Below are 24,322 nucleotides of genomic sequence, written 5' to 3'. Positions count from 1 at the left end.
CGGTCCCATACCACCCGTCCAACTCCCCCAGGAAGCCCATGTCTGCCTCCCACAAGGCGCTGCGCCCGCGTCCGCTGGTGCTCGCGCTGTCGTCCCTGATGCTGGTGTCGTCGCCGGCCTTCGCGCAGGAAAGCGCACCCACCTCATTGCAGGAAGTGAAGGTCACCGGCTCGCGCATTCCGCGCGCCAGTGTCGAAGGGCCGTCGCCGGTGACCGTGATCAGCCGCGAGCAGATCGACGCGCAGGGCTACCGCAACGCGTTCGACGCGCTGAGCGCCCTGACTGAAAACACCGGCAACGTGCAGGGGGAGGACTTCGGCAACACCTTCACCCCGGCCGCCAACACCATCAACCTGCGCGGGCTGGGCCCGAACCGCACGCTGGTGCTGGTCAACGGCCGCCGCCAGGCCGACTACCCGCTGGCCTACGAGGGCTCGGTGAACGTGGTCAACCTGGCCAACATTCCCAGTGCGCTGATCGAGCGCATCGAGGTCTTGGCGGCCGGTGCGTCGGCGGTGTATGGCTCCGACGCCATCGCCGGTGTGGTCAACATCATCCTCAAGGACCGCTTTGAGGGTGTGGACGTGAACGTGCGGGCCGGCGGCACCCAGCAGGGCGGTGGCGACAACCAGCGCGCGCAGGTGGTTGGTGGCAGTTCCGGCGAGCGCTGGGATGCGCTGTTCGGCTTCGAGTTCGATGTGCGCAAGGCGATCCATGCGCGCCAGCGCGATTTCATGGACTCGCTGGATGATGACCCCGCCGGCAAGGCGCCGCAGGCGACCGCGATCGCGTATCGCCGCAACGCCGCTACCGGTCGCAACATCGATCCGGGCGCCAATGGCTGCGACGCGGCGTCGGATATCTATGGCGGCAGCGTGTTCCGTGCCTTCAACCCGCGCCAGGGCTGGTATTGCGGCAGCAACGAGGCCGCCGCCAGCTACTGGACGGTGCAGACCGAGAAGCGCAATCTCAACGGCTACGGCCTGCTGACCTTCCACGTCAACGAGACCACCGACCTGTTCGCCGATCTGGCCGTGGGCAGCGCACGCATCACCAACAACACCCGTGCGCCCACCTGGACCTCGGCCCGCAATTACTTCTACAACCAGACCACCGGCAACCTGGAAAGCTGGTACCGCCGCTTTGCACCCGAGGAAATCGGTGGCCTGCCGCGCAATGCCAACCGTTTCTTGGAAAATTCCTGGTCGTTCAACGTCGGCGCGCGCGGCCAGATCGGTGACAGTGGCTGGGATTATGAAGCGGTCTACAGCCGCTCACGCTACGAGAACCGCACCCGTCGCCCGGTGCTGCTGGCCGGCATCAATGAATACCTGCTTGGCCCGAAGCTGGGCGTGCGCAATGGCGTAGAGGTCTATGCGCCGGACCCGGCGCGCCTGTTCCAGCCGCTGAGCCCGAATGAGTACCAGGACCTGTCCGGCTACCAGGAGAGCCGCAACGCGGCGTGGCTGCAGACCTTCAGCGCCAGCGTCAACGGCCGGCTGTTCGCACTGCCCGGTGGCGACGCTGCGCTGGCCGCGGTGGTCGAGGCTGGCAGCCAGGGCTATCGCAATCGACCGGACCCGCGACTGGGCACCGGTGAATTCTGGAACACCAGCGCCGGTATTGGTGCCGGTGGCGAGCGCGACCGCTATGCTGCCGGCGTGGAGCTGCAGCTGCCGTTGCTGCAGTCGCTGACCACCACCCTGGCCGGTCGCTATGACCAGTACCGTGCCGGTGGCGAGCACATCGGCAAGGCAACCTGGAGCTTCGGCGTCGAGTTCCGGCCGATCGAGAGCCTGCTGATCCGCGGTACCGCTGCCACCAGCTTCCGGGCGCCGGACATGAACTACGTGTTCGCAACCGAGACGCGTGGTTACAACCCGGGCATGACCGACTACTGGCGCTGCCGCACCGCAGGCCAGTCGTATGACAACTGCGACTACAACGGCCTGTCGATCGATTACAGCAACCGTGCCAACCCGCAGCTGCAGCCGGAGTCGGCCAAGTCGTATGGCTTCGGCGTGGTCTGGTCGCCGCTGGCTGGCCTGGATTTCAGTGCCGATTACTACGACATCCGCATCGACAACGAGGTGACCAGCCTCGATACCAGCCGCATCCTGCGCGACGAGGCCGATTGCCGGTTGGGCAAGACGCTGGGCGGCGAGGCGCGTGACATCGGCTCACCGCTGTGCCAGGACGCGCTGTCGCGTGTGATCCGCAACCCGTCCAATGCAACCGTGCAGCCGGACCAGGTGACCCGTGTGCTGATCAACCCGATCAACGCCGCCTCTGAATCGGTTCGCGGCCTGGACCTGAAGGGCAACTGGCGTTTCGATGCCGGTCGCTATGGCCGCTTCACCACGCGCCTGGCCTACACCGTGGTGCTGGAGCACAAGTACCGGCAGTTCTCCGATGATCCGGAGCGTGACATCCGCAATTCGCTGGATGACTACCAGTGGCGCAGCAAGGCCAACGGCAGCATCACCTGGAACCAGGGAGACTGGACCACCACGCTGTACGGCAACCGCTTCGGCTCGCTGCCGAAGACCGATGGCAGTGGCCGCATCGCGCCGTACATGACCTACAACGCCAGCGTGTTCCGCCAGTTCGGCGAGAACCTGTCGGTGGGCGTGATCGTCAACAACCTGCGTAACAGCCGCCCGCCGGCGGACAAGAACGGTGGCGGCTGGCCGTTCTACCCGGTCGGCAACTACGACCCGTATGGCCGCCAGTACTGGGTGCAGCTGGACTACCGGTTCCGCTGATCCGGCAGGCGAACGAAAGGCCCGGCATTGCCGGGCTTTTCTTTGTGCAGTGCATCCGTGTTGCCGGCGCGCACATGGCATGCTGTGGCGATACACGGAGGAGGATGCGCATGGATGTCAGGGGGTGGAGCGTGATTGCCGTGCTGGCCATTGCAGGTTGCAGTGGCAGGCAGGCGGCCAGCGTGAACGAGGCTGCGGAGGCGGCCAGCGCCGCGCCCTTGCCGTCCCACCCCAACGCAACGGCCGATGCGGGCTCAACGCACGGGCAAACGGCATCGAGTACCACGACGGCTGCCCCTTGGCTCGCGCAACCAGAGGGTCACTTCCTCGAGGGCGAGCGCATGCTGCTGAACGAGGGTGCGGTGTCCGCACAGAAGAGCGAGGCGGTGCTGGGTTCCGACAAGGCCTTCGCGCAGGCGATCAGCCAGTTCGAGCGCGATGCAGCCGGTCACCCGGAAGTGCAGGACCTGACCCGGCTCTACAGGGCGGCCGCGACCCGGCTCATCGGCAACGACGGCACGCTGGTGTCTTTTGCCTGCGGCTACAGCCTGTGCGTTGGCGAGATCCGCAGCCGTACCGATGAGGATTTCAGTGCCTGGTCCGAGGCGATCGGCATGGACAAGGCGGCCCCGGTCTACAGCCTGGCCACGGCGCCGATGACATGGGGCAGGGACCAGCATGGTGGGCGCTTCGTGTTCTCGGTGGATCCGGCCGCCAACGGCATCACGGGCCCGTAGCGCCGGCGGATGACCGGCGCCACGGCGCGTTACGGAAGCGCCTGTTGCAGGTACGACTCGATGACGTAGCTGAAAGGCTGCTGCTGGCGGTCGCGCAACAGGGCACGCACCTCCAGGATCACGCCGCGGTCGCCTTCGCCCCGCGGCGGCCAGAACGTCTGGTCGGCCAAGGTCTGGCGCTGGAAACCGAGCGGGCCGACCACGCGACCGAACGGTTCATCGGTGCTGTCCAGCACCTGGTTCATGGCCGGGCTGAGGTGGCCAGGCAGGTACCAGTTGTCGGCCTCGGACAGTACGCGGCTACCGCAGACCAGCTGCACGCGGCGATAGCGCAGGTCGGTACCCGGCTTCACGCCCAGCGCCTGCAGCACGTCGGTGGGCGCGGGCTTGTCCTGGCCGTGTACGCGCACTGCACGCACCCGCGCCTGTTCGGCCAGGCCGTGCTCGGCGCACCAGTGTTCCAGCGTGGCAGTGGCGCTCTGCCCGGACAGCACGCGCTGGTGCAGGCGCTCGACCAGTGCAGCCGGGGCAATGCGCTGCTGGCCCGGCGGTGAATGCAGCGGCGCGGCAGCCGCTGCATCGGTGGCGGACAGGCTGGCGATCGGGGCGGCGGCAAGCAGGGACGCGGCCTGCCAGCGGCGGAGACGATCGTGGCGGTCGGACGGGCCCATGCGGCATCACAGCGGAAACAGGCGCCCATGTTACCCGTTCAGGGGTGTGCACGGCGTGGCTGCGACCGGTTGTCGCAGGACAATCATCGTTCTGGTGAATGCGTGCCATCCAGATATTTCGTTGGTCGATGGCTGCGGCGAGGCGCACGATGGCGCCATTCTTGGCATTCCGGGAGTTCCCGATGACCCTCCAGTTCGTCCATGGCGGTGTCGACCGCGACGGTGCGCCACTGCATTTCCATGTCCGTGATGGCCGCATCAGCGGGCTCAATGGCGAGGCCACGCCGGCCGACGCGGCGGAATGCGTCGACCTGCAGGGCTTCGCGGTGCTGCCCGGGCTGGTCGACGGCCACATTCACCTCGACAAGAGCTTCGTCGGCGACCGTTGGCACCCGCACCAGCCGGTGAACAGCCTGCGTGAGCGGCTGGCGGTGGAGAAGGCGGCGGTGGCGGGTGCGGCACCGATGGTGGACCGTGCCGAGGCGCTGATCCGCCAATGCAGTGCTTTCGGTACGGTGGCGATGCGCTGCCATGTCGATATCGACGGCAGCACCGGTCTCGGCCATCTTGAAGCGGTGCGCGAGGCGGCACTGCGCTGCGCCGACATCATGCGGATCCAGCTGGTGGCGTTTCCGCAGGCCGGGGTGATGTCCTGTCCCGGCACCGCCGCCGTACTGGAGCAGGCGCTTGCCGCGGGCGTGGAGGTGCTCGGCGGCATCGACCCGACCACGCTCGATGGTGATGCCGAAGGCCAGCTGGCGCTGCTGTTCGGCCTGGCCGAGCGTTACGGCGTGCAGCTGGACATCCATCTGCACGAGCCCGGCGAAACCGGCCTGGCCCAGCTGCTGCGCATCGCAGCGCGGACGCGGGCCGCCGGCCTGCAGGGGCGGGTTGCGGTCAGCCATGCCTATTCGCTGGGCGACGTGCCGCTGGCGCGCGCGCTGCAGGTGGGCGAAGCACTGGCCACGGCGGGTGTGGCGATCATGAGCAACGCGCCGGGCGATCATCCGTTCCCGCCGCTGCGCGCGCTGCATGATGCCGGTGTGCGCGTGTTCGCAGGCAACGACAACATCCGCGACTGCTGGTGGCCGTACGGTAACGGCGACCTGCTGCAGCGGGCGATGTTGCTGGGCTACCGGTCCGGCTTCTACACCGATGCCGACCTGATGCTGGCGCTGGACATGGTCACCACCCACGCCGCGCAGGCGATCGGCCTGCCGCAGCATGGTATTGCCGAAGGCCAGCCAGCCACTTTCGTGGCGGTGCGTGCCGACCACGGCCCTGCTGCCGTGGCTGGGGTGCCCGTGGAACGCCGCGTGGTGGTCGACGGCCGCTGGCTGTAGATCCACGCCACGCAATCCCCTGTAGCGCCGAGCCATGCTCGGCGGCCTTTCAGACGTAATCGTCGGCGCGGGTGGCGACGAATTCCTCAAGCCACGCCAGCAGATGGGCGATGTCGATGACTTCGCCCTGTTCGACGCGCTTGAGCAGCAGTGTGCTGGCGCCGATCTGCAGGCTGCTGTCGGCATAGCGCAGCACCGCATCGATGCCCCAGGCATCGGTGACCTGCATCCAGGCCAGACCCGGCACGCGCTGGGCCAGGGTGTCACCGAACGCCACGCCCAGCGCTTCCCAGCCATCGCAGTCGGCACGGTCGATCAGCTCGGCATCGACCACGCGCTGCAGTGTGCTGGCCGCCAGCGGCCACTGCACCGGCAACGTCGGGAAGCCGGCGGCCACGCGCGCAGCGATCAGCGAGCGCTGGTGCTGCAGATGCGTCTGCAGCGCCGCAGGCAGCGGATCGAAGCGGGTAGGGATTTCATCGGACATGGCAGGGCGCCGTGGGGCACGGAAACAACCGGCACTGTACGAGGCGATGATGTCTGCCGTGCGGCCGGATTGATCAGATATCGATGATCAATGCGCGAACTCTGGTTGCTTCCGCAGGTGCAGCATCAGGGTCCGTATACGTCATTCTGCGCGGCTCAATCGTCCTCTCATGGGCTCAGCTGGACTTGCGCGCTTGCTGGATGACGAATTCCTCGAGAGTTTCAAGCAGATGGTTGATCTCGATGGTCTCGCCTTCTTCGACGCGTTTGATCAACAGGGTGCCGGCGCTGACCATGATATTGGCGTCTCCATAGCGGAGAACCGCGTCGACGCCCCAGGCATCCGTTACTTGGGTCCAGGCAAGTTCCGGTACACGCTGTGCCAGACAGTCACCGAATGCTACCCCCAGTGCTTCCCAGCCGTCACAATCATCGTGATCGATCAGCACTGCATCGACTACGCGTTGCAGCGTGCTCGGCAGCAGCGGCCATTGAACAGGCACGGTGGGGAACGCAGATGCGACAAGGGCAGCAACCTGTGCACGCTGCTGCTGCATGTGCGCGATAAGTGCAGGTGGCAGCGGATCGAACCGGATGTCGGCTTCATCCTTCGGAGCAGGGGTCAAAGTAACCTGGTACGTGCTGGTCATAGGCGGGGTAATCCGGAGAAGGGAGTTCACCACCCTATCGCCCAGACCTTGGGTACGCCATCAGTGGGCCTTTTGCGACAAGCGTGTAATTGCAGGCACACCAGCGCCCTTTTCGATGCCGGATGGTCGTTTCCATCCACGCATGGCGTGGATCTACCGTGGTCATTCCGGTTCGCGCTGCACCTGCCGCCACAGCTCGCTGGCCAGTGCGCGCACGGCATCATCGGCGTCCGCGCGATGCAGCAGGCCGATCTCGTAGTTGTCGATCACCGGCAGCTCGCGCTCGCCATCGATGATGCGGTGCTCGCGGCTGACCGCGCGGCGCGGCAGCAGGCTGATGCCGATGCCATCGGCCACCGCGCCCTGGATGCCGCTCAGCGACGAGCTGGTGAAGGCGATGCGCCAGCGCAGGCCCAGCGCTTCCACGGCATGGATCATCTCGTCGCGGTACAGCCCGCGCGGCGGGAAGGTGACCAGCGGCAGCGGGTCCTGCTGCAGGCAGCTGCTGCGCAGGCTGTCGATCCAGTGCATCGGCTCGCGCCGGCAATGCACCGCCTGGCGGCTGTTGCGGCGTTGCTTGACCAGCACCAGGTCCAGCTCACCGTGGTCGAAGCCCTGCGCCAGGTCGCGGCTGAGGCCGCTGCTGATCTCCAGCTTCACCTGCGGGTGGCGACGGCTGAAGGCGGCCAGCATGCGCGTGGTCTGCGCGTTGACGAAATCCTCGGGCACGCCGATGCGGACCGCGGTCTCCACCGTCGCACCGGCCAGCGCCTGCGCCATTTCCTCGTTCAGGTCGAGCATGCGCCGCGCGTAGCCGAGCAGGGTGTGGCCGGCATCGGTGGGGTGCACGTCGCGATGGCCGCGTTCGAGCAGGCGATGCCCGGCCAGTTCCTCCAGCCGGCGCACCTTCTGGCTGACCGTGGACTGGGTCGAATGCAGGCGCGTGGCCGCCGTGGTGAAGCTGCCGCAGTCGGCCACCATCACCAGCGCCCGCAGCAGGTCCAGTTCGAACAGGGTTCTATTCGATTTGACACTGTCTTGCATTTGAACATTTCACTTCTGGATACCCAGGCCGACTTCTACCATGCAGGGCAGGGGCCGGCAATGCCCGGTTGTTGCTACCGCCGCACGGCGTTCCGTGGCGACGGACATGAGGAGACACTGTCATGCGCGTCCATCATTCCGCTGGCTGGCCTGCGCCGTTCACGCGCGTGCTGCTGTTGTGCCTGCTGGCCATGGTCACCCCCGCCTGCACCGCCACGTCCAGGGCCGACGCAGACGCGCGCCTGCAGGATGCTGCCAGCCGCGGCGACGCCGATGCGGTGCGACAGGCGATCGAGGATGGCGCCACGCTGGAGGCGCGCGATGGCCAGGGCCGCACCGCGCTGCTGCTGGCCACGCATGGCAACAACGTGGATGCCGCGCGTGAGCTGATCGAGGCCGGGGCAGACGTCAACGCCAAGGACGCGTTGCAGGACAGCGCCTACCTGTACGCCGGTGCGCGCGGCCTGGACGAGATCCTGGCGATGACCCTGGCGCATGGCGCCGATCTGCGCAGCACCAACCGCTATGGCGGCACCGCGCTGATTCCGGCCGCCGAGCGCGGTCACGTCGCCACCGTGCGCACGCTGCTGCGGGCCGGTGTGGCGGTGGACCATGTCAACCGGCTGCACTGGACCGCGCTGCTGGAAGCGATCCTGCTCGGCGATGGTGGTGCGCGCCACGTGCAGATCGTGCAGCTGCTGCTGGAGGCCGGTGCCGACCCGGAGCTTGCCGACGGCGACGGCGTGACGCCGCTGGCGCACGCGCGCCAGCGCGGCTATACCGGAATTGAGACCCTGCTGCGCCAGCACGGCGCGGTGCGTTGAATGCAAACCCCTTCCACCCGCACGCGGGGCGTGCCCATCAGGATGCTGTCCATGTTCCGTTCCCGTCCGTTGTCCCTTGCCATCCTCCTTGCGGTAGCACCGCTGTCGGCGTCTGCCGCCGAGCGCGCCGACCTGCTGATCCGCAATGCCACCGTGGTCGATGTCGAGCACGCTAGCACCCTGGCCGGGCAGAGCGTGGTGATCCGTGGCGAGGACATCGTCGCCGTCGGCCCGGACGCGCAGTTGCGCAGCCGATGGAATGCGGCCCGCCAGATCGATGCCAAGGGCAAGTACCTGATTCCGGGCCTGTGGGACATGCACGTGCACTTCGGTGGTGGTCCGGCGCTGATCGAAGAGAACAAGGCGCTGCTGCCGTTGTACATCGCGCACGGCATCACCACCGTGCGTGACTGCTCCGGCGACCTGCCCGAGCAGGTGCTGCAGTGGCGCGGCGAGATCGCCAAGGGCACGCTGTTCGGCCCGCGCCTGCTCAGCTCCGGTGCGAAGATCGAAGGCATCAAGCCGGTCTGGAAGGGCACGATCGAAGTGGGCAGCGAGGCCGACGCCGACAAGGCGATCGCCCGCCTGCAGCATGACAAGGTCGATTTCGTGAAGATCACCGACAGCACGCTGAAGCCGGAACTGTTCCTGTACTCGGCCAGCGCTGCGCGAAAGGCCGGCTTCAAAGCCTCGGGGCATATTCCGATGGCACTGACCGTGGAGCAGGCGGTCGATGCCGGCCTGGCTTCGATCGAGCATCTGGACTACGCATTCAAGGCCGGCAGCAAGGATGAAGCGCAGATCGCCGCCGACTTCGGCGCAGGCCGCATCGACCGTGCCGAAGCCAACCGGCGCCTCGACGCCAGCTTCGACCGTGACACTGCGATGCATGCCTACCGTGATTTCGCAAAGCGCGGCGTATTCGTGACCCCGACCCTCAACGGTGGCCGCATCCTCGACTTCCTTGACCAGGATGACCACGCCAACGATCCGTACCTGGCCTACATCGGCCCTGGCCTGCGCGCGACCTACCAGTGGCGCGTGGACCGCGCAGCCAAGGCCACGCCGGCGCAGATTGAAGCGCGCCACGCGCAGTACCACCAGGTGGCCGCGGTGCTGCCGCTGCTGCAGGAGGCGGGCGTGACGATCATCGCCGGTACTGATGCGGGCTTCCTCAATTCGTTCAACTTCCCGGGCATCGCGCTGCACCAGGAACTGCAGCTGTTCGTGAAGGAAGGCCTGACCGCGCCGCAGGCGCTGTCCGCCGCAACCCGTTCCGGTCCGGCCTGGTTCGGCCAGATGGACCGCTACGGTGGTGTCGCACAGGGCAAGGCCGCCGATCTGGTGCTGCTGACCGCCAACCCGCTGCAGGACATCGCCGCCACCGGGAAGATCGACAGCGTGATCCTGCGTGGCAGCGTGTATGACCGCGCCGCACTAGACAAGATGCTGGCCGAGACCAAGGCCAAGGTCGCGGCGTGGAATGCCGAGGCGGCGAAGACGCAGTGATCGACAGGGTCAGAGCCCTTCCCGAGTGGGAAGGGATCCGACCCATGGAGTTGGACGGCATCCACGCCATGCGTGGATGACACGGCCGTTGGCCTAACGCGGTGCCGGCCGCATGCCATGCAGCTGCGGCAGTGCGGCCTTCATCGCATCGATGAAGGCGCGCAGCCGCGGCGGCTGCTGGCGCGCAGCAGGAAACACGACATGCACCGGCAGTGCCGGCGCCTGCCAGTCCGGCAGCAGCTGCACCAGACGTCCTTGTGCGAGGTCGTCGGCCACCAGCCAGGCCGAGACCACCGCTGCGCCCAGCCCGGCGCGTGCAGCCTGCTGCACCACGAACAGGTTGTCGCTGAGCAGGCGTGGGCTGATCGACAGCGTATGCGCGCGGCCCTGTGCGTCATGCAGCAGCAGGCGTTCGCGGTAGTAGGTGACCAGTGAGATCCACGGCAGTGCCTGCGCTTGTTCTGGTGTGCTGATCGCGGTGGCCTGCACCAGCGACGGCGCTGCCACGACGATGCGCGGCACTTCGGCGAGCGGCAGTGCGACCATGCGCGGTTCGTCGACCGGACCCACCCGCACCGCGCAGTCGATGCCTTCGGCGATGAAATCCGGGCGACGATCTTCAAGGATCCACTCCAGGCTCAGCTGTGGGTGCTGGGCGAGGAACGCGAGCATGGTCGGCAGCAGCTGCGCCTGGCCGAAGGCGTGCGGCACCATTACCCGCAGGCGTCCGCGCAGCGTTTCCGGTTCGCCGTGCAGTTCGGCCTGCAGCGACTCCCATTCGTCGACCACGCGTTGCGCATGGCGCTGGCAGCGCAGGCCATCTTCGGTCAGCTGCAGGCCGTGGGTGGAGCGCTGCAGCAGGCGCAGGCCGAGCTGTCGCTCCAGTGCCTGCAGGCGGCGACTGACCGTCGGCTGGGTGGTGCCCAGCTGCACGGCAGCAGCAGACAGGCTGCCGGCATCGACGATGCGCAGGAAGGTGCGCAGCAGATCCAGGCGATCCGCGCCGGTGGCAAGGTCATTCATGCGTTTCACGTATGAAGTGTATGTGCAGGAGCCTACTACAGACGCCGGGCGAATACCGGCAGGATACGCCCACTTCCTCCTCCGGACTCCCCCAATGTCTACCCCTTCGCTATCCGTCGCCGCGCCCGCGACCGCACCCTCCACCCCGCTGGTGCTGGCAATGGCGGCTGGCGCCGGCTTCTCGGTCGCCTCGCTGTACTACAGCCAGCCGATGCTGGGCCTGATCGCCCAGGACCTCGGCGCAGGCGAGCGCGCCGCCGGCCTGGTGCCGACCTTGACCCAGCTTGGGTATGCGCTTGGCATTCTCCTGCTGGCGCCGTTGGGCGACCGCTTCGACCGCCGCACCCTGATCCTGTTGAAGTCCGCGTTGCTGGCACTGGCATTGGGCGCTGCAGCGATGGCCGGGCACCTGCCGGGCCTGCTGATGGCCAGCCTGCTGGTCGGGTTGATGGCCACGCTGGCACAGGACATCGTGCCCGCCGCTGCGGTGCTGGCGCCGGATGCACAACGCGGCCAGATCGTCGGCCGGGTGATGACCGGCCTGCTGCTCGGTATCCTGCTGTCGCGCGTGGTCAGTGGCGTGGTGGCTGAAGCATGGGGTTGGCGCACGCAGTTCGTACTGGCCGCGGTATCGGTGGCGGTGATGGGCGCGGTGATGGCGCGCGCGCTGCCGCGTTTCGCACCGACCAGCACGCTGCGCTATCCGGCGTTGCTGGGTTCGTTGCTGGCGTTGTGGCGCGAGCAGCCGCAGCTGCGCCGTGCGGTGGCCAGCCAGTCGTTGCTGGCAGTGGGCTTCAGCGCGTTCTGGTCGACGCTGGCGCTGATGCTGCATGCCCGCCTGGGGCTGGGCAGTGCGGCGGCGGGTGCGTTCGGTATCGCCGGCGCGGCCGGCGCATTGGCTGCGCCGTTTGCAGGACGTTTCGCCGATCGCCTGGGTTGCCATGCGGTGGCGCGGCTGGCGATCGCAGTGGCGCTGGTGGGTTTCGGGCTGCTGCTGGCCGAAGCCTGGTTGCCGGCCGTTGCGCTGCTGCCGCTGCTGGTGGTAAGTGCGCTGCTGTTCGACTTCGGTTTCCAGTCGGCGCTGGTGGCGCACCAGACGCTGGTCTATGGCCTGGTGCCGCCGGCCCGCAGCCGCCTCAATGCGCTGCTGTTCACGGGCATGTTCATCGGCATGGCCGCCGGTGGTGCGCTGGGCAGCCTGGCGCTGGCGCAGTGGGGGTGGCACGGCGTGGCCTGGCTGGCAGTGGTGTGTGCGGGCGGCAGCCTGCTCCTGCGCTTGAAGTAAGGGGGGCGTTCGGCAGGGCTTGCAGCCCTGCCGAACAACCCCCTAATCGTGACCGCTGTCGTCCAGGCTGATGATGCCGCGCCGCAGCGCCTGGGTCACCGCGTGCGTGCGATCGCCCACGCCCAGCTTGTCCATCAGGCTCTTCATGTGCGCCTTCACCGTCTGCTCTGAAATCTGCATGCGCTCGCCGATGCGCTTGTTCGACAGGCCACCGGCCACGTGCCGCAGCACTTCGGTCTCGCGCGGCGACAACCGGTCTTCCACCACATGCGCGGCGATGCTCGCCGCCACCGCTGGTGGAATCGGCGCGCGCCGGCCGCCCGCAACCATGCGGATCGTGTCGACCAGCTCGTGGCGCAGCATGTCCTTCAGCAGGTAGGCGCTGGCGCCGGCCTGCAACGCCCGCACCGCACGTACGTCACCGCGGTAGGTGGTCAGCACGATGATGCGCGCGCGCGGGTCCATTGCGCGGATCCGCACGATGGCTTCCACACCATCCAGGCGGGGCATCTGCAGGTCCATCAGCACCACGTCCGGCTGCAGCTGCTGATAGCGTGCGATGGCTTCCTCGCCGTCGGCGGCTTCACCGAGCAAGTGCAGATCGGGTTGTGCGCCCAGCAGGGCGGCCAGGCCGTCACGCAGCAGCGGGTGGTCGTCGACCACCAGTACGCCGATCGGGGCAGGGGTTTCAGTCATGGCTCGTTCTACTCCAGGGCCAGCGCCAACGTGATGGGCGGCGGTGATACAGGCGCCGGGCGGGAACTGCCAGCGCGACTTCGGTCCCCAGCCCGGGGCGGGTCCACAGCTGCAGTTCCGCGCCAAGGCGCTGCGCGCGCTCGCGCATGCCCTGCAGGCCCCAATGGCCATGGCCGGCATTTTCGTCGGCGATGCCCACGCCATCATCGCGCACGTGTAGAAGGAAGCACCGCGTGCCGTAGGACAGCTCCACTTCGATGGCGCTGGCATTGGCATGGCGCAGCGCATTGCGGATCGCCTCGCGTCCGATCAGGAACACTTCCTCGGCGGCATCAGCCTGCAGCGGTGGGTGGGGGCCTTCCACGGTCAGGCGCAGCGGATTGGTGCCGTGCCCGGCATACTCGGCGTGCACATCGGCCAGTGCCGAAGCGAGGTCGCGACCCGCGAACGGCCCCTCGCGCAGCGCATTGACCCGCTCGCGGCCCTCGGCCAGGTTGCGCTCGGCCAGCTGCATCGCCGACTCCAGCTGGCTGCGCACCGGCTCGGGGGTCTGGGGTGACTGGCTGATCGCATGCAGGCGCAGGATAAGGCCCTGGCTGCCCTGCAGCAGGGTGTCGTGCAGGTCGCGCGCGATGCGTTCGCGTTCGCCATTGCGTTCCTGCAGGCGCGCACGGAACAGCGCGGCCAGCTGCCCGCTGCGGATGCGTACTGCCAGCACCAGTAGTGCGAGCACGGCGGCGGTGCACAGCAGTTTGAACCACACGGTCTGGATGAAGGTAGGCGCGATGCGGAAGCTGCGGCTGGCCGGTGCGGTGCTCCAGATGCCGTCCTCATTGGCGGCTTCCACCTCGAACCGGTAGTTGCCTGGCGCGAGGTTGGTGTAATACGCGCGGGTGCTGCTGCCCGCGTCCTGCCAGCTATCGTCAACGCCGGACAGGCGATAGCGATAGCGGTTGCGTTCCGGGCGTGCCAGCGACAGCGCCACGTAGTCGATCTGCAGCTGGCTGGTGCCGGCCGGCAGGCGCAGGCCGTCCCGCAGTGGTTGCCGTTCGCTGCCATGCAGCACGTCGCCGATGCGCACGCTGGGAGCCATCGCATTGACGTGCGACCGGGTGGTGTCCAGCCAGGCCAGGCCCTGGTTGGTGGCCAGCCATAGCAGGCCGTCGTCGGCCAGCACGGCGGTGGGGATCGGTCCGCTCTGCAGGGCGATGCCCGGCATGCCATCCACCGCATCGAACAGGCGTGGCGTCACCGGCTGCCCGGTACGCAGCGCCCGCCGCAACTGATCGCTCCCCAACCGGACCAGGCCACGACTGCCATTGAGCCACAGGTGACCGTGCGCATCGGCAACCATGCCGGTGATGCCCTCCAGCACGCCGGCCATGTCGGTGCTGACCGGCATGAAGCGGCCATTGCCGAGGCGGGCGGCCAGCCCGGCCTCACCGGCCACCAGCAACAGGTCCTGGTGGTGCAGCAGCGCGGTGACCGGCCCGACCAACAGCCCGTGGTTGGCATCGAAGGTTTCGATGCGGGTCGCGCCCATGCTGCGCAGCCGGCCGTCGGCATAGCCGAGCAGCAGCTGGCCATTGGCATCCAGCGCCAGTGATGAGCAGGCCTGTTCGGGCAGGCGCGTTTCGCGCTGCCACTGGCCGTGCAGATAGTGCAGCACGCCACGTTCACCGGTGCAGACCCAGGCCTGGTCGTCATCGGCGAACAGCAGGGCATGCAGCGGTTGCCCGGTGAAGGGCTCGGGCAGCGGAATCAGCGTGGTGTGGCCGGCCACCGTGCGTGCCAGGTTGACCCAGTCGAACTGCCAGATCGGCGTGGGCGCCCGGCGCGCGGCCGCCTGCAGTTGTGCGGCGCTGCCTTCCAGCAGTGGCCGGCGCAGGTCGTACGGCTTGAGGTCCTCGCCGTAGCCGTACACACGCCCATCGCTGGCCCGCACCAGCGAGCGATAGGGATCACTGGGGCCGACCGCCAGCGTGTGCACGCTGCGCACGCGGAAGCGGTTGAGGCCCAGATTGGTGCCGACCCAGAGATTGCCTTCGCGGTCGGCGATGATCGGCACGGCCGAGGTGGCGGTCAGCCCGTGCGGCGAATCGAAACGCTCCATGCGCACGGCGCGGCTGCCGTCGAACGTGACCCGGGCCACACCGCCATGCGGGCTCATCGTGGCCCATAACGCGCCGTCGGCAGTGAACTGCAGGCGCGCGGCGACCAGGTCCGGCAGGCGTCGCGCTTCGCGTTCGCTGTCCGGCAGCAGGCCCTGCGCATTGGCCAGCGGCGAGGTGCCGCGCACACGGTCGGCCAGCCAGACTTCGCCCTGCGGGCTCTCGGTCAGCGTCGCCATCTGGGATACAGCAATGCCGGTGTCCTCGAAACGCGGTTGGCCTGCAGGACGCATCCAGATCCTGAGGTTGGCCAGTACCCAGAAGGTGCCACGGCTGTCGTGCAGCACCCATTGCACGCGGTGTTCCGGAACGCCCGTGTCTGCGGGCAGCGGCTGCCAGCGCTGGCCATCGAACTCGCGCAGCCCTCCGTTGATGGCTGCCCACATCCGGCCGTCGCGGTCCTGGCTGAAGTGCGGTACCACGCCAACCGGCACGCCCTGGCCGCGGCCGTAGTTGTACAGCTGGCCGCGCGCGAACTGGCTGATGCCTGCCTGGAAGTAGCCGATCCACAGTGCGCCATCGGCGCTGTGTTCCAACGTGACCATGTTGGTGGACGGGTAGCGGGTGCCAGCCGGTGGCGCCTGCCGTTCGAAGCGACGTCCGTCGAATCGGTACAGGCCCGAACCGGTAGCCAACCACAACAGGCCGTCACGGTCCTGGCTGATGTCCCAGATGTCACCGGGTGCACCCTGGCCGACCCGCCAGGCGGTGTGCTCGTAGCCGGGCAACCCGCTGCTCACGGCCGGCCGCTGCACGGCGAGGGCGGGCAGGGCGGTCCACAGCAGCAGGCACGCCAGCAGCGCCGGCAGGCGACGCAGGAACGGGAAGGGGCGGCCATGCATGGCGCGCATTCTGGCAGGTGCGGGGCAGCCGCGGGTGACCCGAACGGGGTAGGCGCCTGGTGCCGTGGTCGGCTATCACGCCGGCATGTCCTGTGGAGTCCGGCCATGCAGCGCCTGTTCGTGATGTTCCCCGACCGCGGGCCGGGCATCGGCCTGCTGTGGCTGCGGCTGTGCGTGGCCGCTGCATTGTGCACGCCGGGCACGCACGCGGGCTGGCTGTCGGCGCTATGCCTGCTGGCGGTGGTGATGCTTGCACTGGGCGTATTGACGCCGCTGGCGGTAGTGCCGGCAACACTGGGCCTGTATGCACAGGCACTGCCGTGGCCACTGGTGGTGTTGCCGCTGGCCTTGCTGGCGCTGGGCCCTGGCGCCTATTCACTGGATGCGCGGTTGTTCGGGCGCCGCCTGCTCGGCCGTCGGCCTCCCCCATTCGGGTAGGTGCTGGCCTCGACCGACGGGGGTAGGGCATCACGCAGGGGTCACGCACCATGGGGCATCCCTTCGCGGCGTCCCGCATGGCCACCATCCTTCCGCCTGATCCGCCCGCCGCTTCACTGGCGCCGCAGCAGGTCGCCGCATTGCAGCGTGCATTGCGCTATGTCGATGAACACCTGTCACAGCCGCTGCGGGTCACCGAACTGGCGGCCGTCGCCTGCGTCAGTCGCTTCCATCTGGTGCGCCTGTTCCGCAGCGGTACCGGCGCCAGCCCGCTGCGCTATGTACGCCGTCGCCGTATCGAACGTGCGCGCCAGCTGTTGTCGGCCCAGCACCTGCCGATGTCCTGCCTGGCGCAGCAGCTCGGCTTCTTCGACCAGAGCCATTTCGTCCGCAGCTTCCGCGCCGAGACCGGCTGCAGCCCCGGCCAGTACCTGGCCGGCGATGCAGCCCTGTTGCTTCCCCCTGATCGTGTTTCCAACGGAGTTCACCCATGAGCCTTGCCACCGCCACGCCCGCCCCGGCCCTGTTGTCGCCCACCGACCATGCCCTGGTGCTGATCGACTTCCAGTCACAGATGGCATTCGCTACCCATACCATCGACATCTCCGCGCTGCGCAACAACGTGTCGTTGATCAGCAAGGGGGCCAAGGGCTTCAATGTGCCGGTGGTGCTGACCACGGTTGCAGAAGCGTCGTTCTCCGGCCCGATGTTCCCGGAACTGCCGCAGATCTTCCCAGGCCAGCCGGTGTTCGACCGCACCTCGATGAATACCTGGGAAGACCGGGCGGTGATCGACGAGATCAACCGCATCGGCAAGCGCCGCCTGGTGCTTGCCGGCCTCTGGACCAGCGTCTGCATCGTCGGGCCGGCGCTGTCGGCGCTGGCGCAGGGTTTCGAGGTCTACGTGATCACCGATGCCTGCGGCGATGTCAGCGAAGAAGCGCACGAGCGTGCGATCACCCGCATGGTGCAGGCCGGCGCGGTGCCGATGACCAGCGTGCAGTACCTGCTCGAACTGCAGCGCGACTGGGCACGCGGTGAAACCTACGACCTGACCACCGGCATTGCCCGCGACCATGCCGGCGGCTACGGCATCGGCATCCAGTACGCCAAGCGCATGTTCGGCGCGCAGGAAGGCGGGCACTGAGCATGCTGGCTGGCCATGGCCTCGACCTGGCCCTGCTGATGCTGCGCTTGGCGGCAGGAGGCTTCCTGCTGCCGCACGCACTGGGCAAGCTGTTCGGCTGGTTCGGTGGACCGGGGCTGTCCGGCTTCGCTACCGAGCTGCGCAGCTTCGGGCTGCCAGCGGTGGCACCGTTGCCGCTGTTGCTGGCCCTGCTGCAGGTGCTGTCCGGGCTGGCCGTGCTGCTGGGCTGGCAGACCCGCATCGCCGCGCTTGCAGCGGCTGCTTTCATCGGCTTCACCGTCCTGTTGGCCCTGCCCAGGGGCTGGTTCTGGATGCGCGGTGGCAGTGAGTACCCGTTGATGTGGACCACGGTACTGCTGGCCATCGCGTTGGCCGGGCCCGGCACCTGGGCACTGGACGTCCACCGCCTTCCGGGAGACCTCGCATGAGTCACGATCCCCTCGATCACGGCCGCCGCAACGTGCTGCTGGCCAGCGGCGCCGCTGTTGCGCTCGGTCTGGCCGGCCGTGCCGGTGCCGAACTCGATTCCACTTCCAAGGAGCGTCGCATGAGCACGCTGGTCATCCGTAATGCCCGCATCACCACCCTCGACCCGCAGCAGCCGCATGCGCAGGCGCTGGCCGTGCAGGAAGGACGCATTGTTGCCGTCGGCAGCGACGAGGAGATCATGCGTGGCTGGGGCAATGAAGCGACCTTGATCGACGCCCAGGGCCGGCGCCTGCTGCCCGGCCTCAACGACAGCCACACCCACCTGATCCGCGGTGGCCTGAACTACAATCTGGAACTGCGCTGGGACGGCCTGCGCTCGCTGGGCGACGCCCTGGACATGCTGAAAGCCCAGGTCGACCGCACGCCCGCGCCGCAGTGGGTACGCGTGGTCGGTGGCTTCACTGCCGCGCAGTTCAACGAGAAGCGCTTGCCGACCCTGCAGGAGCTCAACGACATCGCGCCGGATACACCGGTGTTCCTGCTGCACCTGTATGACCGCGCACTCCTCAACCGTGCCGCGCTGCGCGCCTGCGGCTACACCAAGGACACGCCGGATCCGCCGGGCGGGCAGATCGTGCGCGATTCGCTGGGCAACCCGACCGGGCTGCTGCTGGCCAAGCCGAATGCGTTGATCCTGTACGCGACGCTGGCCAAGGGACCGCGCCTGCCGATCGAGTACCAGGCGAACTCGACGCGCCACTTCATGCGCGAACTGAACCGGCTTGGCATCACCTCGGTGATCGACGCCGGCGGTGGCTTCCAGAACTATCCCGAGGATTACCAAATCATCGAGCAGCTGCACCGCGATGATCAGCTGACGGTGCGCATTGCCTACAACCTGTTCACCCAGAACAAGGGCAGGGAAGTGGATGACTTCCGTGGCTGGAGCGAGATCCTGCAGCCGCGCCAGGGCGATGACCTGCTGCGCCACAACGGTGCCGGCGAGATGCTGGTGTTCTCCGCCGCCGACTTCGAACTGTTCAACGAGCCCCGCCCGGAACTGTCGCCGGAGCTTGAGCCGGAACTGCACGACGTGGTGAAGCTGCTGGTCGAGAAGCGCTGGCCGTTCCGCATCCACGCCACCTACGACGAGAGCATCACCCGCATCCTGGATGTGTACGAACAGGTCAACCGCGAGGTGCCGTTCGATGGCCTGCACTGGTTCATCGACCACGCCGAGACCATCACCCCGCGCAACATCGAACGCATCCGTGCGCTGGGTGGCGGCATTGCCGTGCAGCACCGCATGGCCTACCAGGGCGAAGCCTTCGTCGAGCGCTATGGCGTGCAGGCCGCGCGGCATACACCGCCGGTCAAGCGCATGCTGGCCGATGGCGTACCGGTCGGTGCCGGTACCGACGCCACCCGCGTGGCCAGCTACAACCCGTGGGTGGCGTTGTCCTGGCTGGTGACCGGGCGCACCGTGGGCGGTCTGGCCCTGTATGGCGATGAGAACCTGCTCGAACGCGAGCAGGCGCTGCGCCTGTGGACCCAAGGCAGCGCCTGGTTCTCCGGCGACGAAGCGGTGAAGGGCACGCTGAAAGCCGGTCAGCTGGCTGATTTCATACTGCTCTCGGCCGACTTCTTCCGCGTGGATGACGCGCAGATCGCCGACATCACCAGCGTGCTGACCGTGGTCGGCGGACGCATCGTGCATGCAGATGCCGACTATGCAGGGCTGGCGCCGCAGCTGCCGCCGGCGATGCCGGACTGGTCGCCGGTCAACCGGTTCGGTGGCTACCACGTCGGCGGTGCCGCCACCGGCTTGGCCACCGCCCATCGCCACCATCACGGCGTGGCCTGCAGTACGCATGGCGCTCACGGTCACGCCGCGCAGCATGCGGCGCCCACCGATGACCTGACCGCGTTCTGGGGCGCGATGGGATGCTCGTGCTTCGCGTTCTGAGCCTGGCGCTGCTGACCGTGCCATCGCTGGCGCTGGCCTGCGAGGGTGGCCACTGCACTGATGCCGGTGACGGCCAATTGCAGTGGGATGCGTCACTGCGCCTGCGTGGCCTGTACTACGATCCGACCCGGTTCGGCATCGGTGGCAGCGAAGATGGCCATGGCCTGCTGCGTGCGCTGGCCTCGGCCACCTATGTGGAGGACCGCTGGCAGGCAAAGCTGCAGCTGGGCGTGCATGCCGAGAATGGCAAGGCCGGCGGCCCGGGCCGCACCGACCGCAGCGCATTGGACGTGCAGCAGGCGTACTGGCGCTGGCAGCGCAGCGGCTTCCACCTGCAGCTCGGTCGGCAGGAAGCCGGCTACGGAAGCTCACGGCTGTTGTCGGTGCGCGATGGGCCGAACATCCGCCTGGCCTTCGATGGTGCGCGCCTGGGCTGGAAGGGCCGCCTCGGCACGCTTGATCTGATGGCACTGCGACCGGTGCAGAACCGGCCGGGCGCCTTTGATGATCGAGGGGAACACGGTGCCCACCTGTGGGGCGCCTACGCCACCACGGCACGCGGGCAGGGCGCAGGACAGTGGGACCTGTATCTGCTCGACTATCGCCGCGAGGGTGCGCGCTTCGCGGCGGGCTCCGGCATCGAACGCCGGCAGACCGTGGGTACACGCTGGTTCGGCCAGGCCGGTGCACTGGACTGGAACAGCGAGCTGGTGGCGCAGGGCGGTGAACTGCGAACGGCCGTCGGCACGCTCGATATCCGCGCCTGGACGCTGGCCACCGATACAGGGTGGCGCTGGGCGGAGCTGCCGCTGCAGCCGCGTCTGGGGCTGAAGGCCGACATCGCCAGTGGCGATGGCAATCCGCGTGACGACCGCCTGGGGACCTTCAATGCATTGTTCCCGAAATCGGCCTACTTCAGCGAGGCCAGCCTGCTGGCCCCGGCCAACCTGATGGACGTGCAGCCGACCCTGAGCCTGCGCCTGCACGACACGGTGACGACGGAGCTGGGCGTACAGATGGCCTGGAAGCATCGTCGCGCCGATGCGGTCTACACCACGCCGGCGCCGTTGGTGGCGTTGCCCGGCAGTGCCGGTGCTGCGCGCCGCATCGGTAATCAATACAAATCCGAAACCCGCTGGCAGGCCAGCGAACACTGGCAATGGCAGCTGCAGCTGGCCTGGGTCGATGCCGGTCCTGCGCTGAAGCAGGCCGGTGGCCAGGACACGCTGTTCGCCTCGATCGTTGGAGCATGGCAATGGTGAACGCAAGCGCGTCGCAACCCCCCGTACAGGCCGCAGGTGCCTGGTCCCCGCTGAAGATCCAGATGTTCCGTTCGATCTGGCTGGCGATCCTGGCCAGCAACATCGGCACCTGGGTCAACGACGTGGCCGCCGCCTGGGTGATGGCCGAACGCACCGGTTCGCCGCTGATGGTGGCGCTGGTGCAGTCGGCCACAACGGTACCGATCGTGCTGTTGGCACTCGCCGCCGGAACGCTGGCCGACATCGTCGATCGCCGCAGGTACCTGTTGGCGACCCAGGGCTGGATGCTGCTGGTCGCGGCCGTGATGGCGGCGCTGACTGCGATGGACATGCTGACTCCGCAGCTGCTGGTACTGCTGACCTTCTGCATGGGTTGCGGTGCAGCGATGGCAATGCCGGCGCAGGCCGCGATCGTGTCCGAGCTGGTGCCGCAGCCGATGCTGGCCTCGGCGGTGGCGCTGAACTCGATCGGCATCAACATCGCCCGCTCGATCGGCCCGGCCATTGGTGGCGTGATCGTGGCGCAGCTGGGTGCGGTGTGGGCGTTCGGCTTCAATGCCATCACCTTTGCCGCGATGCTGTTCGTGGTGTGGGGCTGGAAGCGTGATCCCAAGCAATCCAGCCTGCCACCGGAGGGCTTTGGTGCAGGGCTGAAGGCGGGCCTGCGCTATGCCAGCCGCGCTGGACGCCTGCAGGCCGTGCTGATCAAGTCGGTGGGCTTCTTCTTCTTTGCTGCGGCGATGAATGCACTGCTGCCGGTGGTGGTACGCGGCCAGATGCAGGGTGGGGCGGGGCAGTACGGCATGCTGCTGGGCTGCATCGGTATCGGTGCAGTGGGCGGGGCCTTGCTGCTGCCGAAGCTGCGCGCGCAGTTGGATCGCGACCTGCTGGTGCTGCTGGCCACGCTGTCGCTGGCGCTCAGCCTGGTCGGGCTGGCGCTGACCCGCAGCTGGTACGTGCTTCCGGCTGTGATGCTGGTCAATGGCTTCGCCTGGATCACCGTACTGTCGTCGCTGCAGATCGCCGCGCAGACGGCGGTGCCGGCATGGGTACGTGCGCGTGCGCTGGCGCTGTACATCATGGTGTTCTCGGCCAGCATGGCGGCCGGTGGCCTGAGCTGGGGCGCGCTGGCACAGCGCACCTCGCCGGAGCTGGCGTTGCTGGTGGCTGCCGCAGGTGCGGTGATCGGCGGACTGCTGGTGTGGCGCGTGCGGATTGCTGGCACCGAGGATCTGAACCTGCGTCCGGCCGGGCATTGGCCCGCACCCGAGCTGTCGGTGCCGGTGTCGAACGATCGCGGCCCGGTGCTGGTCACCATCGAGTACCGCATCGACGGTGCTGATCGTGCCGCGTTCCAGTCGCAGATGCGCGCGCTGGGCACGATCCGCCGCCGCGATGGCGCGGTGGTCTGGGGCGTGGTCGAGGACGTGGCCAGTCCAGGCATCCACCTGGAGTATTTCGTGACCCCGTCGTGGCTGGAGCACCTGCGCCAGCACGAACGCATCACCGCTGATGACAAGGCCATCCAGGAAGTGTTGCGGGAGCTGCATCGCGGTGAGCGTGCCCCCGTGGTGCGTCACTTCGTGGGTGGGCATGACCCGCTGCCTGCCGCCGTGCCGCATCACCACACCGACATCTGACCCGCCGGTGGTAGAGCCGGCCGCTGGCCGGCTGTGCGTGATCACGATGGGTGATCGGGTTGCCGGCCAGCGGCCGGCTCTACCGAAGCAGAGGCGTTTGACCCGCCGGTGGTAGAGCCGGCCGCTGGCCGGCTGTGCGTGATCACGATGGTGATCGGGTTGCCGGCCAGCGGCCGGCACTACTGAAGCAGAGGCGTTTGACCCGCCAGTGGTAGAGCCGGCCGCTGGCCGGCTGCGCGTGATCACGATGGTGATCGGGTTGCCGGCCAGCGGCCGGCACTACCGAAGCAGAGGCCGCTGGCCGGCTGCGCGTGATCACGATGGTGATCGGGTTGTCGGCCAGCGGCCGGCACTACCGAAGGGGCGGCGGCGCCGTTACGGCGCCGCCGCGGTACATCAGCTGCGCGCGAACGCGAGCAGGTCGGCGTTGAACTGGTCGGCGTGGGTGACGGTCAGGCCATGCGGCGCACCGGCGTACACCTTCAGCTTGGCATCCCTGATGATCTGCGAGGACAGCTTCGCCGAGGCATCGAACGGGACGATCTGGTCGTCATCGCCGTGCACCACCAGCGCCGGCACGTCGATCTTCTTCAGGTCCTCGGTGTAGTCCACTTCCGAGAATTCGTGCACGCAGTCGTACTGGCCCTTGACGCCGCCGAGCATGCCCTGCAGCCAGAACGAATCACGCATGCCCTGGGTAACGGTATTGCCATCGCGGTTGGCACCGAAGAACGGTGTGGTCAGGTCTTTGAAGAACTGCGAGCGGTCACCGCCCGTGCCCTTGCGGATGCCGTCGAATACTTCCAGCGGGGTACCGGCCGGATTGGCGTCGGTTTTCAGCATCAGCGGCGGCACGGCGCCGACCAGCACCACTTTTGACACGCGCTTGCTGCCGTGGCGGCCGATGTAGTGGGCCACTTCGCCGCCGCCGGTGGAATGGCCGACCAGGATCGCGTCCTTCAGGTCCAGCGCCTCGATCACCGCGGCCAGGTCATCGGCGTAGGTGTCCATGTTGTTGCCATCCCAGGTCTGGCTCGAACGGCCGTGGCTGCGACGGTCGTGGGCGATCACGCGGAAGCCGTTCTGGCCCATGAACAGCATCTGCGGGTCCCAGGCATCGGACGACAGCGGCCAGCCGTGGGCGAACACGACCGGCTGGCCGGTGCCCCAATCCTTGTAGAAAATGCGGGCGCCATCGGCGACGGTGACGTAATTGCTCATTGCGGGTTCCTTGGCGGAAGGGAGGGAAGGCACTGGCAGCGGTGCCGGTGCCTTCGGCAGTACATCGCAGTGCACATCGGACGGCTTGCACGGCTGTGCTGGATTGCCCGGACTGTGACGCGTATCGCTCTGGCATGAAGCGGCCACCGCACAGACGATGGCGGCAGCCTGGT

At 67.8% G+C, this 24,322-nt stretch carries 21 protein-coding genes; 13 read left to right on the top strand and 8 right to left on the bottom strand.

Features of this window, described 5'->3' with window-relative positions; translation table 11 throughout:
• The first annotated feature begins 38 nt into the window (after positions 1-38).
• The gene (locus tag Q9Q79_RS12205; protein ID WP_049469539.1) at positions 39-2,765 is read left to right on the top strand and encodes a TonB-dependent receptor; all 2,727 of its coding nucleotides are present in this window, start codon (positions 39-41) and stop codon (positions 2,763-2,765) included.
• Positions 2,766-3,106: 341 nt separating this feature from the next.
• Positions 3,107-3,502 (top strand): hypothetical protein, encoded by a 396-nt coding sequence (locus Q9Q79_RS12200; RefSeq protein WP_225792053.1) that lies wholly within the window; start codon positions 3,107-3,109, stop codon positions 3,500-3,502.
• Positions 3,503-3,531: 29 nt separating this feature from the next.
• Here Q9Q79_RS12200 and Q9Q79_RS12195 read toward each other — a convergent pair whose 3' ends face one another.
• Complete coding sequence (locus Q9Q79_RS12195) at positions 3,532-4,173, bottom strand: hypothetical protein (protein WP_049470354.1); 642 nt, start codon at positions 4,171-4,173, stop codon at positions 3,532-3,534.
• Positions 4,174-4,355: 182 nt separating this feature from the next.
• Between Q9Q79_RS12195 and Q9Q79_RS12190 the strand changes: the two genes are divergently transcribed.
• On the top strand, positions 4,356-5,516 hold the full coding sequence (locus tag Q9Q79_RS12190; RefSeq protein WP_201862319.1) for an amidohydrolase family protein: 1,161 nt from the start codon (positions 4,356-4,358) through the stop codon (positions 5,514-5,516).
• Positions 5,517-5,565: 49 nt separating this feature from the next.
• On the opposite strand, the gene Q9Q79_RS12185 is transcribed toward Q9Q79_RS12190, so the two are convergent.
• The 3 genes from Q9Q79_RS12185 to Q9Q79_RS12175 all read right to left on the bottom strand — a co-directional run bounded on the left by Q9Q79_RS12185 (position 5,566) and on the right by Q9Q79_RS12175 (position 7,696).
• Positions 5,566-6,003, bottom strand: coding sequence for a DUF3806 domain-containing protein (locus Q9Q79_RS12185; protein ID WP_049451840.1), 438 nt, complete (start codon positions 6,001-6,003; stop codon positions 5,566-5,568).
• 175 nt (positions 6,004-6,178) lie between these two features.
• Positions 6,179-6,652: a DUF3806 domain-containing protein gene (locus Q9Q79_RS12180; RefSeq protein WP_201862321.1), complete on the bottom strand. Its 474-nt coding sequence runs from the start codon at positions 6,650-6,652 to the stop codon at positions 6,179-6,181.
• A gap of 162 nt (positions 6,653-6,814) precedes the next feature.
• Entirely contained in the window at positions 6,815-7,696 is an 882-nt protein-coding gene (locus Q9Q79_RS12175; protein WP_049475963.1) for a LysR substrate-binding domain-containing protein, read from the bottom strand.
• A 122-nt stretch (positions 7,697-7,818) separates the two neighbouring features.
• Between Q9Q79_RS12175 and Q9Q79_RS12170 the strand changes: the two genes are divergently transcribed.
• Both Q9Q79_RS12170 and Q9Q79_RS12165 read left to right on the top strand, forming a co-directional pair.
• The gene (locus tag Q9Q79_RS12170; RefSeq protein ID WP_201862323.1) at positions 7,819-8,520 is read left to right on the top strand and encodes an ankyrin repeat domain-containing protein; all 702 of its coding nucleotides are present in this window, start codon (positions 7,819-7,821) and stop codon (positions 8,518-8,520) included.
• 51 nt (positions 8,521-8,571) lie between these two features.
• Complete coding sequence (locus Q9Q79_RS12165) at positions 8,572-10,029, top strand: amidohydrolase family protein (RefSeq protein WP_201862327.1); 1,458 nt, start codon at positions 8,572-8,574, stop codon at positions 10,027-10,029.
• 93 nt (positions 10,030-10,122) lie between these two features.
• Here Q9Q79_RS12165 and Q9Q79_RS12160 read toward each other — a convergent pair whose 3' ends face one another.
• Positions 10,123-11,052, bottom strand: coding sequence for a LysR family transcriptional regulator (locus Q9Q79_RS12160; protein WP_043035217.1), 930 nt, complete (start codon positions 11,050-11,052; stop codon positions 10,123-10,125).
• A gap of 94 nt (positions 11,053-11,146) precedes the next feature.
• Here Q9Q79_RS12160 and Q9Q79_RS12155 point away from each other — a divergent pair, with 94 nt between their 5' ends.
• Entirely contained in the window at positions 11,147-12,337 is a 1,191-nt protein-coding gene (locus Q9Q79_RS12155) for an MFS transporter (protein ID WP_012480562.1), read from the top strand.
• A gap of 42 nt (positions 12,338-12,379) precedes the next feature.
• On the opposite strand, the gene Q9Q79_RS12150 is transcribed toward Q9Q79_RS12155, so the two are convergent.
• On the bottom strand, positions 12,380-13,033 hold the full coding sequence (locus Q9Q79_RS12150) for a response regulator transcription factor (RefSeq protein ID WP_005410014.1): 654 nt from the start codon (positions 13,031-13,033) through the stop codon (positions 12,380-12,382).
• Entirely contained in the window at positions 13,026-16,055 is a 3,030-nt protein-coding gene (locus Q9Q79_RS12145; protein WP_201862328.1) for a sensor histidine kinase, read from the bottom strand. The genes Q9Q79_RS12150 and Q9Q79_RS12145 overlap by 8 nt, the downstream gene beginning before the upstream one ends.
• A gap of 96 nt (positions 16,056-16,151) precedes the next feature.
• Between Q9Q79_RS12145 and Q9Q79_RS12140 the strand changes: the two genes are divergently transcribed.
• From Q9Q79_RS12140 to Q9Q79_RS12110, 7 genes are all read left to right on the top strand, one after another.
• The gene (locus Q9Q79_RS12140) at positions 16,152-16,484 is read left to right on the top strand and encodes a hypothetical protein (RefSeq protein WP_005410012.1); all 333 of its coding nucleotides are present in this window, start codon (positions 16,152-16,154) and stop codon (positions 16,482-16,484) included.
• A 50-nt stretch (positions 16,485-16,534) separates the two neighbouring features.
• Positions 16,535-16,978 carry an AraC family transcriptional regulator gene (locus Q9Q79_RS12135; protein ID WP_012480559.1) on the top strand — a complete coding sequence of 148 codons (444 nt, stop codon included), beginning with the start codon at positions 16,535-16,537 and terminating at the stop codon, positions 16,976-16,978.
• Positions 16,975-17,631, top strand: coding sequence for a hydrolase (locus Q9Q79_RS12130; protein WP_012480558.1), 657 nt, complete (start codon positions 16,975-16,977; stop codon positions 17,629-17,631). The genes Q9Q79_RS12135 and Q9Q79_RS12130 overlap by 4 nt, the downstream gene beginning before the upstream one ends.
• 2 nt (positions 17,632-17,633) lie before the next feature.
• Positions 17,634-18,059 (top strand): DoxX family membrane protein, encoded by a 426-nt coding sequence (locus tag Q9Q79_RS12125; RefSeq protein ID WP_005413752.1) that lies wholly within the window; start codon positions 17,634-17,636, stop codon positions 18,057-18,059.
• A 119-nt stretch (positions 18,060-18,178) separates the two neighbouring features.
• Positions 18,179-20,026 carry an amidohydrolase gene (locus tag Q9Q79_RS12120; protein WP_012480557.1) on the top strand — a complete coding sequence of 616 codons (1,848 nt, stop codon included), beginning with the start codon at positions 18,179-18,181 and terminating at the stop codon, positions 20,024-20,026.
• Positions 20,005-21,288 carry an alginate export family protein gene (locus Q9Q79_RS12115; protein WP_201862329.1) on the top strand — a complete coding sequence of 428 codons (1,284 nt, stop codon included), beginning with the start codon at positions 20,005-20,007 and terminating at the stop codon, positions 21,286-21,288. The genes Q9Q79_RS12120 and Q9Q79_RS12115 overlap by 22 nt, the downstream gene beginning before the upstream one ends.
• Complete coding sequence (locus tag Q9Q79_RS12110) at positions 21,282-22,928, top strand: MFS transporter (RefSeq protein ID WP_201862330.1); 1,647 nt, start codon at positions 21,282-21,284, stop codon at positions 22,926-22,928. The genes Q9Q79_RS12115 and Q9Q79_RS12110 overlap by 7 nt, the downstream gene beginning before the upstream one ends.
• Before the next feature lie 396 nt (positions 22,929-23,324).
• Here Q9Q79_RS12110 and Q9Q79_RS12105 read toward each other — a convergent pair whose 3' ends face one another.
• Positions 23,325-24,149, bottom strand: a complete 825-nt coding sequence (locus Q9Q79_RS12105; protein ID WP_201862534.1) for an alpha/beta hydrolase — start codon at positions 24,147-24,149, stop codon at positions 23,325-23,327.
• Positions 24,150-24,322 lie beyond the last annotated feature (173 nt).

The sequence above is a fragment of the Stenotrophomonas sp. a6 genome (genome assembly GCF_030913325.1).
Taxonomy (GTDB): Bacteria; Pseudomonadota; Gammaproteobacteria; order Xanthomonadales; family Xanthomonadaceae; genus Stenotrophomonas; species Stenotrophomonas maltophilia.
The sequence above is the reverse complement of the archived record's forward strand: the minus strand, read 5'-3'. Positions and strand labels throughout refer to the sequence as shown.